This window comes from Nonomuraea sp. NPDC049486 (assembly GCF_040676925.1).
GTDB lineage: Bacteria > Actinomycetota > Actinomycetes > Streptosporangiales > Streptosporangiaceae > Nonomuraea > Nonomuraea ferruginea.
The window spans coordinates 117664-132457 of sequence record NZ_JBFAPV010000017.1 but is presented as its reverse complement, the minus strand read 5'-3'; the positions used below and the strand labels follow the sequence as shown (position 1 = coordinate 132457).

General features: G+C 70.7%; 13 protein-coding genes. 6 read left to right on the top strand and 7 right to left on the bottom strand.

The features are described from left to right. Positions 1-39 precede the first annotated feature (39 nt). The gene (locus AB0K05_RS37185) at positions 40-1152 is read left to right on the top strand and encodes a CU044_5270 family protein (protein WP_364235661.1); all 1113 of its coding nucleotides are present in this window, start codon (positions 40-42) and stop codon (positions 1150-1152) included. Between the two features lie 550 nt (positions 1153-1702). Further along, entirely contained in the window at positions 1703-4393 is a 2691-nt protein-coding gene (locus AB0K05_RS37180) for an endonuclease/exonuclease/phosphatase family protein (protein ID WP_364235658.1), read from the top strand. A 44-nt stretch (positions 4394-4437) separates the two neighbouring features. Here AB0K05_RS37180 and AB0K05_RS37175 read toward each other — a convergent pair whose 3' ends face one another. The 3 genes from AB0K05_RS37175 to AB0K05_RS37165 are packed head-to-tail and all read right to left on the bottom strand — an operon-like array spanning position 4438 to position 7083. Then, the gene (locus tag AB0K05_RS37175; RefSeq protein ID WP_271275067.1) at positions 4438-4926 is read right to left on the bottom strand and encodes a hypothetical protein; all 489 of its coding nucleotides are present in this window, start codon (positions 4924-4926) and stop codon (positions 4438-4440) included. Next, positions 4923-6401, bottom strand: a complete 1479-nt coding sequence (locus AB0K05_RS37170; RefSeq protein ID WP_364235655.1) for a HAMP domain-containing sensor histidine kinase — start codon at positions 6399-6401, stop codon at positions 4923-4925. Before AB0K05_RS37170 ends, AB0K05_RS37175 begins: the two co-directional genes overlap by 4 nt. A gap of 7 nt (positions 6402-6408) precedes the next feature. Next, positions 6409-7083 carry a response regulator transcription factor gene (locus AB0K05_RS37165; RefSeq protein WP_187281087.1) on the bottom strand — a complete coding sequence of 225 codons (675 nt, stop codon included), beginning with the start codon at positions 7081-7083 and terminating at the stop codon, positions 6409-6411. A gap of 191 nt (positions 7084-7274) precedes the next feature. On the opposite strand from AB0K05_RS37165, the gene vanY-N reads away from it, so the two are divergent. Beyond that, on the top strand, positions 7275-7847 hold the full coding sequence (vanY-N, locus tag AB0K05_RS37160; protein ID WP_271275068.1) for a D,D-peptidase/D,D-carboxypeptidase VanY-N: 573 nt from the start codon (positions 7275-7277) through the stop codon (positions 7845-7847). 19 nt (positions 7848-7866) lie between these two features. Here vanY-N and AB0K05_RS37155 read toward each other — a convergent pair whose 3' ends face one another. Next, the gene (locus AB0K05_RS37155; RefSeq protein ID WP_364235651.1) at positions 7867-8004 is read right to left on the bottom strand and encodes a hypothetical protein; all 138 of its coding nucleotides are present in this window, start codon (positions 8002-8004) and stop codon (positions 7867-7869) included. A 708-nt stretch (positions 8005-8712) separates the two neighbouring features. On the opposite strand from AB0K05_RS37155, the gene AB0K05_RS37150 reads away from it, so the two are divergent. The 3 genes from AB0K05_RS37150 to AB0K05_RS37140 all read left to right on the top strand — a co-directional run bounded on the left by AB0K05_RS37150 (position 8713) and on the right by AB0K05_RS37140 (position 10754). Then, entirely contained in the window at positions 8713-9315 is a 603-nt protein-coding gene (locus AB0K05_RS37150; RefSeq protein WP_271275070.1) for a superoxide dismutase family protein, read from the top strand. A 168-nt stretch (positions 9316-9483) separates the two neighbouring features. Then, positions 9484-9867, top strand: coding sequence for a DUF3592 domain-containing protein (locus AB0K05_RS37145; RefSeq protein ID WP_271275071.1), 384 nt, complete (start codon positions 9484-9486; stop codon positions 9865-9867). A gap of 50 nt (positions 9868-9917) precedes the next feature. Further along, positions 9918-10754 carry an alpha/beta fold hydrolase gene (locus AB0K05_RS37140; protein ID WP_364235647.1) on the top strand — a complete coding sequence of 279 codons (837 nt, stop codon included), beginning with the start codon at positions 9918-9920 and terminating at the stop codon, positions 10752-10754. 80 nt (positions 10755-10834) lie between these two features. Here AB0K05_RS37140 and AB0K05_RS37135 read toward each other — a convergent pair whose 3' ends face one another. From AB0K05_RS37135 to AB0K05_RS37125, 3 genes are read right to left on the bottom strand one after another with little or no spacing between them, the layout of a single operon-like run. Beyond that, positions 10835-13012, bottom strand: coding sequence for a xanthine dehydrogenase family protein molybdopterin-binding subunit (locus tag AB0K05_RS37135; RefSeq protein ID WP_364235645.1), 2178 nt, complete (start codon positions 13010-13012; stop codon positions 10835-10837). Further along, complete coding sequence (locus tag AB0K05_RS37130) at positions 13009-13992, bottom strand: xanthine dehydrogenase family protein subunit M (protein ID WP_364235643.1); 984 nt, start codon at positions 13990-13992, stop codon at positions 13009-13011. The genes AB0K05_RS37135 and AB0K05_RS37130 overlap by 4 nt, the downstream gene beginning before the upstream one ends. Further along, positions 13989-14669: a (2Fe-2S)-binding protein gene (locus AB0K05_RS37125; protein ID WP_364235640.1), complete on the bottom strand. Its 681-nt coding sequence runs from the start codon at positions 14667-14669 to the stop codon at positions 13989-13991. Before AB0K05_RS37125 ends, AB0K05_RS37130 begins: the two co-directional genes overlap by 4 nt. Positions 14670-14794 lie beyond the last annotated feature (125 nt).

Genomic DNA, 14794 nt, shown 5'->3' with positions numbered 1-14794 from the left:
GCGAGAGCACTGCCTGACGCTCCGCCACCATCGGCGGAGGTGGTCGAGAAGGCCCGCGCCCGGCTGGCCGCCGCCCAGCACAAGCCGGTACGGTCAGGCAGAGCGGATCGGCGTGGCCTCGCCTGGGGATGGGCCTTGGGAGCGGCCACGGCCACGGTCGCCGTCGTCATGGCCGTCGTCACGCTGGCGTCGAACGGGACCGCCGTCCCCCCGCCGGTGCTTGTGCCCGCAGGCGCCAACGATGCCCTGCTCCGGCTGGCGGACCAGGTCGCGAAACTGCCGGACGAGGACGGCGACTACTGGCGCAGGCCCTTGCTCAACAACGGGCTGATGAGGGTCCGGGCGGGCGGAGAGACATTCAACGTCCTCTCCTCGTCACGGATCGACCTCTGGCAGCCGCGCGACCCCGGCGACCCCGTCCAGGTGGAGCAGCGGCAGCAGTTCGTCCGCCCCGCCACCGAGGCTGACGAGCGCGCCTGGCAGGCGGCGGGTTCTCCGCGCACGGTCCAGCGAGTGTGCGCGCCGGGCACCCGGGCAGGCGACTGCGCGAAGGTCCGGCTGCGGGCCAAGCCCTCACAGTGCGTGTACACACGCGCGGCCGAGCCGGGCGGCGTGCTCGGTGATTCACGACTGGCTGAACTCACGCTCGCTGACCTCGCGGCCCTGCCCGGAGACGCCGAACAACTCCGGGAGAAACTGCGAACCTACTGGAAGGCCCGTCAGGACGGCCCGTCCAAGGACAGCTTCGAAGAATTCCTCTCCACCTCCTCCGCCCTTCTGGAGCTTCCGGTCCAGCCCTCGGTCAGGGCAGCCGCCCTGCGTCTCCTCGCCGGACTGCCGACGACCAAGGTGCTCGGCTCGATCACCGACCCTCTGGGACGACCGGGAATCGAGGTCACCTTCATGAAGAGCGAAGGTTTCGTCCGGCAGTTCGGCACCGACGACGAGGTTGCGGAGCGGTACTCCACCATCCTCGACCCGCGGACCGGCACCGTCCTGACGGCCAACGCCGCAATCGCCGTCGAGAGCTCGGCGGGGCTCGCCAAGGGGACATTCATCAACTATCAGGCCTGGGCTCCTGAGGCCGGCTGGACTGGCGAACGCCCCGAGCGGCCACACGGCTGCCGGCTCAGCGACCGCCCGCTCCCGTGACAGGCCGCCCTGGGCAGGCGCGCTCACCACTTTCCTTGTGAACGTTTCTCCGGAGACCCGGGAGTGGCGTGCCGGGGCCAAGTCACTTCGCCGATGGCCGGAGAATGTCGGACAGCACTGAGAACACGTATGCGTCGTGGCAAGCGGCTTCTGCCCGGACCCTGAAACGCTATACCCAGAAACTGATTTACGGGCTCGGGAAAAACTAGCGGCCGTCGGTGGGCGCGCCTGCGCCCACCCAGGTCACCACGTGACTCTTGGATCGATCCTTCCTCGATGAATGGTGACCTGCGAAAGCACGTCCCGGGCGACAGGCCCGTCAGGCAGCCCCGTATCACCCGGATTTCCCCTGGACAGGAAGTTCGGCATGACAAACACTTCCTCTGGTCGTCAGATCGACGGGATGAGCGGAACATCAACGGGGAGAACAGTGTCTGGAATTACGCGTGTCAGCCGTGTCCTGACTTCCTTAGCCATGCTCGTTGCGCTTTTGGCGGCTCCTCTGGGTGAGCGGCCGGCGATGGCGCAGGCCGAGCGACCTCTGAAAATCATGAATTACAACCTGTGCGGCGCCGTGTGCAACCACGGCGAGACCGGCGTCGTGGACATGGTCCACAGCAAGATCCAGGCCGAGCAGCCCGACGTCGTCACCCTGCAGGAGACGTGCCGCAGCCAGGCGGAGAGGCTCCAGGAGCTGCTCGGCGACGCCGGCTACAAGTCGTACTTCTCCAGCTCCCGATTCTGGCCTCCGGCGGAGTGGGAATGGTGGCCCCCCGATCTCACGCCGACGTGTGACACCGTAGCCCCGTACAGCGCGGGCAACGCCATTTTCGTGCGAGCGGACATCAGCGACGCCGACGACCTGCAGTTCTCGACGGGCCGCGGCATCGGGTGCGTGACGGCGGCCTTCGAGATCAGGACGCGAGTGTGCACCCTGCACGGCACTCCCGACGACCCGACCGCCGCCAAGGAGACCGAGGAACTCGCCACCGACCTGTTCCCGCCGCACCTCAGGCGGATGCCCTTCATCCTGACCGGGGACGTGAACGTGGCCCCGGACTGGCCCTCACCCGAGAATCCGGCCGTCGGCCGGTTGTACGCGCCGGAGGCAGGGGGCACCGGAGACTACTGGGAGGTGGACCAGTTCGCCGGATGCCCGGGCTGCCCGCCCAAGCCGGGCGGCGCCAAGACCCACCCCAGCGAGGGGAAGATCGACTACATCTTCGTCAGCAAGGCGCACTTCGACCGTGACGTGTCCGCCCGCGTGGAGAACGAGGGCGACTGCGTGGTCACCGGGGAAGACCCGAAGCCCGACGACGGGCGCTGCTCGGATCACGACATCCTGTGGGGAGAGGTGACGCTCCGCGTCAACGAGCCGGTCCGGGTCTTCCAGTTCAACGTCTGCGGTGCCAAGCAGATACCCCAGCCGTCCTGCGCGAACAGCGCGGTGAGCGGGGCGGTTCCGGCCATCGCCTCCTCGATCCTGGACTTCCGCCCCGATCTGGTCACGTTGAACGAGGTGTGCCGCGACCAGTACGACAAGCTGCTGGAGACCGTACGCGCCAACGGCTACGACCTGCACGGCGAGTTCGCGATCACCCGGAGTCCAGCGTCGAAGTGCGGCGGCTCCCAGGAGCTGGGCAACGCGCTGCTCAGCCACACACCGCTGACGAATCCGGCCGTTACGCCGCTGCCCCAGGGCGGGGAGCCCGAGACGTACAACCTGACCTGCGCCGACACCACGCTGCGGGAGCAGACGGTACGGGGGTGCGTCACGCAGCTGAGCGCCGAGGCCGGCCTCCGCACGGAGCAGGCAGAGGCGGTCGCCGCCCAGGTGGACGCTGGCGTGCCGGTGATCCTCGGCGGCGACTTCCAGGACCGGCCCTGGGAGGCGGCGCTGACCCCGTTGTACGCCCACCACGGCGGCACCGGTGTCCTGCACGAGGTGGACGAGACCGACACCGCGTACTTCGCCAGTCCCGAGCACAGTTGCCCGGTCACCGATCGGACATGCCGGACAGGCGAGGGTACGGTTCCGCTGCCGGTCGCCCTGCAGCACAAGCGGGACTACATCTTCGTCAGCGATCACTTCGCGGCACTCGACGGCGATGCCACGCGCACGTCGGTCTCCAGCCACGTCCCGCTGCGCGGCTGGGCGACCCTGATGACCGGCGACGGAGGAGTAGGTGGCGGGGGGCCATCCGATCCGCCGCCGGGGCAGAACCTGCCGCCCACCGTCTCTGCCGGTCCGGACGTCTCCGGCACCGAGGGGCAACGGCTGCGGCTGCACGGGTCCGTCGGAGACCCGGATTCCACACCTACGATCACCTGGAGCTACACGGCGGGCGAGGCGGACCCGGGCACGACGTGCTCCTTCGGCGACGCCCACGCCCCGTCCACGACGATCTCCTGCACGGACGACGGCACGTTCACCGTCACGCTCACCGCGAGCGACGGGGTCAACGCGCCGGTGAGCGACTCGGCGCGGGTCCGGCTGCGCAACGCGCCGCTGCGGCCGTCCATCACCGGTCCCGCGCCGTGGTCGGTCCATCGCGCGGGCACGCAGGTCAGCCTCACGGCGCCCTTCACCGATCCGGGCGCCAACGACACCCACACCTGCGCGATCGTCTGGGACGACGGTCGTACGGACTCCTTCGCAGCGACGAGCGGCGGCTGCGATCGCGCCCACACCTTCACCGACGCCGGCATGTACACGGTCACGGTGAAGGTGACGGACGACGACGGCGGCGAGGGCACCGCCAGTGTCATGGTCATCGTGTACGACCCGGAGGCGGGATTCGTCACGGCCGGCACGCATCTTGAGTCGCCGGCCGGGGCGCTGACCTCGGATCCGTCGGCGACGGGCCGGGCGCACTTCCAGTTCAACCCGAAGTACCACAAGTCAGACACAGGCCCGGTGCCGAGCGGCGGCAAGGTGAGCGCCCGCCTCACCGGCACCGATTTCGACCTCGACGCCACCGGACTCGAGTGGCTGGTGATCACGCCGGACGGCAAGGCGGCGGTCAAGGGCAAGGCGACCGTGGCCGGTCGGAGCGGGTACGGCTTCGTCCTGTACGGCCATGACGAGCCGGACAGACTGCGCCTGGTCGTGTGGCCGCTCAGCCAGGCACCGTACCCGGGCGGCCCGCCGGCGTACGACAACCGGCGGGTCGACGAGTTCGACATCGACCGCTTCGATCCTCAGGCCGTCACCGGAGGGAACATCACGGTGCACCACTGAGCTACGCCCGCCCTGTCATGCGCGAGCGTGACAGGGCGCAGCCGTCACTCCGGGCACGTCCGGGGGCCGACGCTCTGCCCGGCACCGACGACGGTGACCTGGAGGAGCTTCTCCGGCGACGTGGCGCCGGCCGTGCACACGATCTGGTCGACGGCCAGCGGGGACAGTTCGCCGGCAGGAGTGGACAGGGTCACCGTCACGTGGCCGACCGGCTCGGCGGTCACCGAGAACGGGCCGGCCTCGGACGGGACGTCGGTGGTGAATCCGCGCGCCCGCTCCCTCGCGGTGGGTCCGGCCGCGAGCAGCGCGAGCGTGTCCGCTTCGAGCAGTGGACGACCACCCGGTCCGGGCCGCGTCACCGCCAGGAGCCGGCCGTTCCTCACCAGGTAGAGAGTGATCGTGGTGGTGGGCGCGACGCCTCCGCTCGGAGGGTCGCCGGCGGGGATGACGTCGCTGGGCCGCACACCGCAGCCGGCCACGGCGAGCGCTACGAGACCCGCGGCGAGCACGCGGCGGGCCGGCCCGGTCCTCACGCGGAGCCTCCGTCCGGATCGTGCGTCCGGCATGGCAGGCGCAGCGTGAACACGGCGCCGCCGTCCGGGGCGTTGACGACAGTGAGGTCACCTCGGTGCAGGCGCGCGTTCTCCCGCGCGATGGCGAGGCCGAGGCCGCTTCCTTCCGACCTGGCCCTGGCCGCGCTGGCCTTGTAGAACCGGTCGAACACGTGCGGCAGCACCGCTTCGTCCAGCCCCGGTCCGTGGTCGCGGACCTCGAGAGCGACCCACCGCGGATCGGCGGAAAGCCGTACCGACACCGGCGGCTCACCGTGCCGCAGGGCGTTGGCGACCAGGTTCGCCAGGATGACGTCCACTCGGCGCGGGTCCAGGTGTGCCGTCACCCCGGGGGGAAGCTCGGTGTGCACGGACTCCGACCAGCCCCGGGTACGCAGGGTCGCGCGCACCAGCTCGGCCACGTCGACCTCGTTCAGCGCGAGGGTCGCGACGCCCGAGTCGAACCGGCTGATCTCGATGAGGTCGTTCACCAGCCCGGTGAGGTTGAGCGTCTCCTGGCTGACCAGCCTGGCGGCCCTGCCGGCGTGCTCGGGCAGCCCGGCCGCCTCCTCGTCGAGGACGTCGGCGACCGCGGCGAGCGCGGCCAGCGGGGTGCGCAGCTCGTGGGACACGTCGGCCACGAACCGGCGCGAGTCGGCCTCCATCTCACGGAGCTGCTCGACGTGCCGTTCCAGCTCCGCGGCGGTGTCGTTGAACGTGCGCGCCACGTCGGCCAGCTCGTCGGAGCCTCGGACCGCGACCCTGGCCCGCAGGTCGCCCTCGCCCAGCAGGCGCGCCGCCCGGCCGAGCTCGCGCACCGGGCGCAGCACGCCACGAGTGGCCAGCGACGCCAGGACGACCGCGAACACCAGGGCCGCCCCGCCGGTGAGCCAGGCCCAGGCGGCGAGCCCGTCGATGCTGCGCTGTTCGGGAACCAGGCTGTGGGCGGTGTAGACCTCGATGCCGGACACCCGCGTCGTCCGGTCCGGCTCGGTGATCACCAGAGGCGCGCCGATGATCAGGAAGGGCTCGCCCTGCCACAGCACGCGTTGCCACGCCATGCCGCCCTCGGCCACCGTCCGCCGCAGCTCGGGTGAGATCGTTCCGGGAGCCAGGCCCGGCGCACGCGGCGGACGGCCCGGCACCGCCTGTCCCGGCGGCGGGCCGGCCGGTGACTGCGCACCCTGGTAGAAGGCGACCGCGGAGCTGTTCCGGTCGGTCATGGCACGGGCGATCTCGCCGAGCTCGGCCGGGCCCGGCGTCGCGCTCCGCAAGGGGTAGAGCGCCTCCAGCCGGCTCCGCATCGCCTCCACCGCGGCATCCTGGGTCCGCTGCAGGATGTCGTTGCGAGCATGGACGTAGATCCCGCCGGCCACCCCTGCCGCGGTGACCACACACAGCAGGGCGAACGCGGACAACAGCCGGGCACGCAACCCCAGGCTCGGCCATCGTGCCACCGGCGGCTCACACCGGCCCGAATCGGTACCCGAACCCACGCACCGTCTGAACGTAGACGGGCGCCGCCGAGTCGTCCTCGATCTTCGCGCGTAACCGCTGCACGCACGCGTCCACGAGACGCGAGTCGCCGAAGTACCCGTGCTCCCACACCGACTCCAGCAGCTGCTGGCGGCTGTGCACCCGGCCGGGCGTGCCGGAGAGTTCGAGCAGCAGGCGCAACTCGGTCGGGGCTAGGCTGACAGGCGCGCCGCGCTTGGCGACCACCAGCCCGGCGCGATCGATGGTCAGGTCCCCGTACCGCTCCAGCTCCGCCTGGTCCCGCCCGATCCGCCGGAGAACCGCGCGAATGCGTGCCTCCAGCACCCTGGGCTGCACCGGCTTGACCACGTAGTCGTCGGCGCCCGCCTCCAGCCCGGCCACCACGTCCATGTCGTCGCCGCGCGCGGTCAGCATGATGATCGGCACCTCCCGGGCGGCCCGGATGCGGCGGCAGACCTCGAACCCGTCGATGCCAGGCAACATGAGATCGAGCACGACGACGTCGGGAAGGTCCACGCGCAGCCGGTCCAGCCCCTCCTCGCCGGACTCCACCGCCCGCACCCGGTGTCCATGCCGGGTCAGGGCCAGCTCCAGGCCCTCCCGTACGGCCGGGTCATCTTCGATCAGCAACACTCGCGACACGCCGCCGAGTTTCACAGCACGCTCCGTACCTCGCCCGCCGGTCAATCCCTCCACTGTCGGCCAGCCGTGTCCCCGCCTCGTCAGCACCGTGTCATGGTTGTATCACGGTCGCACCCGGCGCCGGCCGCCGTCGACGAACGGTGACATGCGGCGGACGGCGCGCGCGCATTCGGCGCCGATCGTTGTTCGTCATGAACGAACCGCGAACCATCCCCCTCCGGCCCCGTGACCGGCTGTTCGCCGCGGTCACGCTGGTGCTCGCCGTGCTCCTGCTGCCCGTGGGGTTCGTCCGCCGTCCCGGCCACGCCCGCGAACTGGCCTGCCGCTGGGCGTTGGGGATGCGATTCCCCGCCGAGGACCTCACCGGGCTCACCGACGGCGCCATGGCGGCGTTCACCGCGGCACGCACCGAGGCGCTCTGGCGTCACGGCCGGCTCGTCGGCCTCACCTCGGGATACCGCGATCCCCAGGTCCAGCAACGGTTGTTCGACGAGGAGGTGCGGCGCTCCGGCTCCCCGGCCTCGGCCCGCATGCTCGTGTTACCGCCGGCGGAATCCGGCCACGTCAAGGGCATCGCGCTGGACGTACGCCCCCGCGAAGGCGCGCGCTGGCTGGAGGAGCACGGCGCCCGCTACGACCTCTACCGCGTCTACGACAACGAGTGGTGGCACTTCGAGCACCGCCCGGACCGCCGCGGCACGCCACTGCCACGACGCCCCCACCCCGGCGTGAACCCCATGGCCGAGAACGGGGACCAGGTGTAGCCCTTGTCCGTCAGGACGTTCAGCCGTCGGGATACGAAGGCGTGTCGAGGTCGCGGATGCGCGAGTGCCGCGCCTGGAACCAGTCGGTGGCGAGGTCGGTTCCGGTGATCCGTCCGATCAGTGCCAGGGCGGAGCTGACGCTCTCGTCCGCTTCCACGGGGTCGACGTTGTCATCGGTGATCTCGAAGCGCAGCCTTCTGCATGGCCGCCTCTCGTCTTGGGGCGTTCCCCAAGACGCCTTCTCCAGGTGGTGCGTTACGGAGTGCTTTCGATGGCCGTGATCTTTTCACACCGAAGAAGTCACGTGCGGGAACCGGTTGTCGCAGCCCGGGGCACGACTGGTAAAAGCCCAGCCAGCAGCCCCGTTCAGGGGATATCTGGGGAAGGTACGGGTGAGCCGTTGGGTTTGTACCTACGGGAGGGTGCTGAAGCGGTACCCGACTGTGGGCCTGGTGCTCTCCCAGTCGCCGATCGCTTTGGGGGGATGACCATGGCTATCCGCTACTACCTAGTCGGCGCGTCCATCCGCTTGGTGCAGCCGGAACCGGGAGACGGCTTCGAAAACGGCGAATCCGCGTCACGCCGCCGCCGCCGTAGCAGACGACGCCGCCGTTGAGCGGTCCAGTGTCAGGGCATCCCTGCGTCTCAGGGGGAGCCCTGACGGCACTTCTGTGACGAGTTCCCAAGGCTTCGAGCCGGACGCTCTGGCGATGGCGAACTTTTACCTCCGGCATCGGGGCAGTGGACGAAGCCGGGGGGATTTCTGTGGCGAGGCCCCTTGGACATCGCGGCTCGCCGTTCTCGCGTCCAACGGTGCCGCCGTCGTCTTCACCTGGGGAAGACGCCACACAGGGGGAGACTTCCGATGGTACGAAAGGCTCGTCTGGCTCTGGTCGTGATGCTGGGCGTGGGAGTGGTCGCACTGAGCGCGGCCGCGCTGGGAGCGATGATGCCGGCGCGGGACGGTGCGCCGGCCGGTGCCGTGATCAAGAATGCCGAAGGCCAGACGGTCGGCTCGCTCCAGGTGGAGGACGCCGGGAACGGCAAGTCCAAGATCACGGTCGGGGTGACGAACTTGCCGGCCGGTTTTCACGGCTTCCACGTCCACGCCAAGGGCGTCTGCGACGCGCAGTCGAAGGACCCCGACACCGGCAGCCCCTTCTTCAGTGCGGGAGGACACTTCGACCTGGGCTCGCAACCGCACGACCGCCACACCGGGGACCTGCCCAACCTGCTGGTCGGCGCGGACGGCACCGCCACCGCCTCATCGGTGACCGACCGTTTCCAGGTGGCACAGCTCTTCGACGGCGACGGCAGCGCCATCATGATCCACTCTCTGGCCGACAATTACGCCAACATCCCCGACCGCTACCGGAACGCGGAAGGTGAGGCCGGGCCCGACGCCGAGACGCTGAAGGCCGGCGACTCCGGCAGCCGCATCGCCTGCGGTGTGATCACCAGAGGCTAGCGGGGTCCACGCCCTCCCACGCGCCTTGACGTCGGGAGCCTGAAAAACGTCGATGTGGTGATGAACCAAACCGCCGGTGGCGTAGTCGATCAGATAGAACCCTTGGCAACGGCGGATCGCCGCCCGAGCGAAAGGTGATCCTTAGTGGAATCGACATCTTCGCCCGGCATGCTCTTCGTTCTCGGGCTGGCGAACCTGGCGTGCGGCGTCTGGCTCCTGCGCAGGGCACGGCGGTTCCGCGCCCACGGGGTCCGGGTGCCCGGCCTGGTCACCGGCCTGGAGAGGAGCAGGGACCCTGACAGCAAGGCGTGCTATCCCGTCTTCCGCTTCACGACCCGCGATGGCCAGGAGGTCGAGATCACCTCGCGTTACGGCGAGAGCAGGCCTCCTCGACCAGGAGATCGCGTCACCGTCCTCTACGACCCTGAGAAGCAGCGGAACGCCCGCATCGACACCGGCGGCCAGGACGGTTCCACGATGGGGAGGTGGGTCGTGGGCATAGGCCTTTTCCTCATCACCCTCGGCGCGCTCACCGCCTTCACCATCATCTGATTCCGGCTGGCTCCGCGGCCGTCGTTCACCCGATCACTCAAGGAGTGTTCATGTCCACGCTGGTGTTAGTCCACGGTTTCTGGCACGGCGCCTGGTGCTGGAACGAAGTCGTCCCCCATGTGGTGGCCGGCGGCCGCCTGACCGTCGCGGTGGACATGGCGGGGCATGGGCTGTACGCCCGCCGTCCTCGATGGTCAACCGAACAGCCGTACAACCCCGAGGCGGTCGGGACCGAGGTCTCGCCCGTGGCGGACGTGACTCTCGACGACGCGGCCGAGTTGTTGACCTCGCAGATCAAGCGGATCGGCGGTGGCGAGCCGGTCACGGTGGTCGCCCACAGCGCGGCCGGTCCCGTACTGACGCGAACGGCCCAGCGGACACCCGAGCTGGTGGCGCACGCCGTGTACCTCACCGCGTACATGCCGGCGTCGGGCGTGTCCGCGGCGGCGTACACGCGGCTTCCCGAGGCCGCCGACGACCGGGTCGCGCCGTTGCTGCAGGGTGACCCGGCCCAGATAGGCGCGCTGCGGCTCGACTTCGCCACGGACGACGCGGTCTACCGGCAGGGGCTTCGCGAGGCGTTCTACGGAGACGTGGACCCGGTCCTCGCCGACGCCGCCACCGGCCTGCTGACACCCGACGGCCCGATCGGCGTCATGCTGGGCGCCACCACCCTGACTCGCGACGGCTGGGGGTCGGTGCCGCGCACGTACATCGTCTGTACGCGGGACATGGCCATCCGGCCGGGCCTGCAGGCGAAGTTCGTCGCGGAGGCCGACGCCGCGTTCCCGGACAACCCGACCTCCGTCGTCACGCTCGACGCCTCCCACTCGCCATTTCTCTCCAAGCCCGGCGAACTGGCCGACCTCCTCATCCCGCTCGGCTGAAACGACGGCGTAGGACACCCATGTACGGCGGGCCCACGGACGAGCTCCTCGACAGAGCCGCTGACCCCCGCGCGCAGGGGTCAGAGCAGCTTGTCCTGGGTGAAGGGGACGTCCCTGAGGCGCCGGCCGATGGCGTGGTAGATCGCGTTGCCGATGGCCGCGGGCACGCCGGTCCCGGGCGTCTCGCCGAATCCGCGGATCCCGGCCAGCTCGGCGTCCGGTTCCGGCCGGTCCACGAACAACGCCTCCACCGACGGCGCGTCCGCGCAGACCGGGACCAGGTAGGTGGACAGGTTCGGGTTGACGACCCGGGCAGTGGCCGGGTCCACCATCGTGTGCTCCATCAGCGCGAAGCCGAGCCCCCACATCACACCGCCGATGACCTGCCCGCGCGCGGTCCGGTGGTTGAGCACCCGCCCCAGGTCGTGCGCGGTCACCACCCGGGTCACGCGCAACCTGCCCAGCCTCGGCTGGATCCGCACCTCCAGGAACACCGCGCCGAACGAGTGCCCGGGCGTGCTGTTCCGCTTGTCGCCGGTCACCTCGACGGAGCGGCCGTGCCGGGTCATGACCGCGCGGTAGGTGTCCACGCGGTCGCCCCCGGCGGACAGACGGCCGTCCCGGGCCACGACCTCCTCGGCGGGCACGCCGTGCAGCGGGGAGCGCGGGTCGGCGACGGCGAGCGCGATCACGGCCTTCCGCGCCTTCGCCGCCGCGTCGGCCGCCGGGGCCGCCACGCTGGGCATGGTGGACGACCCCGCCGACAAGGACGCGTCGGGGTAGGCGGTGTCGCCCAGCAGCGTCGTGACCTGGTCGAGCGGCATGCCGAGCCCTTCGCAGACGATCTGGGTGAGCACGGTGTAGGTGCCGGTGCCGATCTCCTGGGTGGCGGCCCGCAGGGTCGCGCGCCCGTCGGGGCCGATGGTGAGGCGAGCCCGGGACGGGATGACGGTGTGCGTGTGGGTCTCGGTGGCCATGCCCCAGCCGACGTACTCGTCTCCGTCCCTGGTGGTCCCCGGCCTGGGGCTGCGCCGGGCCCAGCCGAACGCCTCCGCCGCGGCCCGGTAGCACTCCAGCAGCCGCTTGTCGGCGTACGGCACGGGAGGATCGGGCTGCTGGTCGACCTCGGTGTGGTTGCGTATCCGCAGCTCCACCGGGTCGATGCCGAGCTCGTAGCTCAGCTCGTCCATGGCGGTCTCGAGGCCGAAGTGAGCGGTCGTCTCCGGCGAGCGCATGTAGCTCGACGTCGGCAGGTCGAGCCGCACACCCAGCTGCCGTACGTGGACGTTCGGGCAGGCGTACAGGCGCACCGTGGAGTCACCGCCGTTGTAGACGTTCTCGTCGACGCGGGTCACCTGAGCCGTCGAGGTGCTGACGACGGCGGTCAGCGCGCCCTGCCGGGTGGCGCCGAGCCGGAGGTGGTGGCGGTACTCGGCGCGGTGACCGTTGGAGGTGTACATCTGCGCGCGCGTCAGCACCAGCTTCACCGGCCGGCCGCAGAGTCGCGCCGCCGCCGCGGTGAGCAACGTGTGCGGATAGGTGGGGCCCTTGGCGCCGAAACCACCGCCCAGGTAGGGGGAGACGACCCTGACGCTCCCCTCGGGCATCCCGAACGCGATCTGGACGGTGTTGCGGGCGAAGACCACGCCCTGGGTGCTCTCGTAAAGGATCAGCGTGCCGTCGTCCTCCCAGACGGCGGTGGTGGTGTGCGGCTCGATCGGGTTGTGGTGCTGCATCGGGCTGCTGTAGGTCCGGTCGACGCGTACCGCGGCCTGTCCGAGCGCCGCGGCGGCATCGCCGCGGCTGTACTCGTTGGGCCGGTCGCGGAAATCGTCCGGCAGGAACGCCTCGTCGAGCACGTCGGCCATCCGCGCGACCGGATCCTCCGCCCGATAGCGCACCTTCACCAGGCCGGCGGCCTCCTGTGCCTGCTCCAGAGTCTGGGCCACGACGTACGCGACGGGCTGCCCGTGGTGGTGCACCCGCGTGTCCTGCATGGGGATGAAAGGCCTGTTGTACGGGAAGCTCGGCAGGTTCAGCCGCGGCATGTCGGCGTGGGTGTGGACCGCGACGACGCCGGGACGCGCGAGCGCCGCCCTGCGGTCGATCTCCAGGACCTCGCCGCGGGCGATCGTGCTCATCACCAGGGCGCCGTGCAGCACACCGGGCACCTCCTGGTCCGCGGCGTAGCGGGCCGCGCCGGTGACCTTCGCCCGGCCGTCCACCCGCGCCACGCCCTGCCCCACCAGCCCGCTCATCGAAGCCCTCCCAGCTCGCCGAGAACGCTCACCAGCGCCCGCTGGACGAGCTCGACCTTGAACCTGTTCCCCTCGTACGGCTTGGCGTCCCTGACCAGGATCCGGCCCGCCTCGCCGATCGCCTGCCGGGTGAGCGGCCGGCCCCGCAGCGCCGCCTCGACGCGGGTGTCCCGCCACGGGCGGGTGCCCACGCCGCCGAAAGCCAGCCGTACGTCCCGTACGACATCGCCCCTCGTCCGCAGCGCGGCCGCCACCGACACCACCGCGAACTCGAACGTGGCCCGGTCGCGCAGCTTCAGATAGCGCGACTGCCCGGCCAGGGCGGTGCGCGGCACGTCCACCCTGGTGATCAGCTCGCCCGGGCGCATCGCGGTCTCCCGGTCCGGCGTGGACCCGGGGAGGAGGTAGAAGCCGGCGATGGGGACGGCGCGCTCGCCGCCCGGACCGAGCAGGCGCACGGTCGCGTCCAGGGCGGTCAGCGCCACCGCCAGGTCCGACGGGTGCGTGGCGATGCAGTGCTCGCTGCCTCCCAGGATCGCGTGTCCCCGGTTCTGCCCAGTGATCGCCGGGCAGCCGCTGCCCCGTACCCGCTTGGCGCAGGGAGAGGCCGCGTCGCGGAAGTAGCCGCACCGGGTGCGCTGCAACAGGTTCCCGCCGATCGAGGCCATGGTGCGGATCTGCGGGGACGCCGAGGCCAGCAGCGCCTCGGACAGCATCGGGAACTCCCGCCGCACCCCGGGGTGCTCGGCGACCTGCCGCATCCGGGCCGCCCCTCCTATCCGCAACGCGCCGGAGCCGACGGTGATTTTGCCGAGGTCCAGCCGGTTGACGTCCACGAGGTGGTCGTGGGCCTCCGCGCCGTCGCGCATCAGGTTCAGCAGGTCCGTGCCGCCTGCCACGAACGTCGAGCCGGGGGTGGTCGCGGCCAGCCGCACCGCCTCGGCCGGATCGCGCGCGACCGTGTAACCGAAGGCCCTCATCGCCGCACCTCCCTCGCGGCGTCGGCGACGGCGGCGACGATGTTCTGGTACGCCGCGCACCGGCACAGGTTGCCGCTCATCCACTCGCGGATCTCCGCCTCCGAGCCCGCATGCCCCTCGTCGATGCAGGCCACGGCGGACATGATCTGACCGGGAGTGCACGCGCCGCACTGGAAGGCGTCGTTCCGGATGAACGCCTCCTGTACGAGGTGCAGCTCCTCTCCTCGCGCCAGCCCTTCCACCGTGGTGATCTCGGCCCCCTGCCGCATCACCGCCAGCGTCAGGCACGACTTGACCCGCTCGCCGTCGGCCAGCACCGTGCACGCCCCGCACTCGCCCCGGTCGCAGCCCTTCTTGGTGCCGGTCAGGCCGAGCCGCTCCCTTAACGTGTCCAGCAGCGTCACCCGCGGCTCCAGGACGACCTTGCGCAGCCGCCCGTTGACCGTCATGGCGACCTCCACCGACGCCCCCGGGGCGACGGCGTACGCCTGAGCGGTGGCGGCCGGGGGAGTCGCGGCGGCGGGAGCGGCGATGCCCGTGGCGGCCACGGCCGTGCCCGCCGCGGCGGCCTTGAGCACCGCACGACGGCTGGGCGCGGGCGTGTCGAGGGCTTTCGTCCGTTGTCCCGGTGGCACGTCCGGTTCGGAGGTGGATCCGCTGCCGTGGAAGATCATCATGCTCCTTCTCCGTACGGAACCGGCTCTGCGACAGGGCCCGGTCCCTGGTCCCGGGAGCTCCTTCCGGCCGGTGACCGGATGACATGTAATCGATGGCAACAGTATTTCGTTAACGACGATGCGGT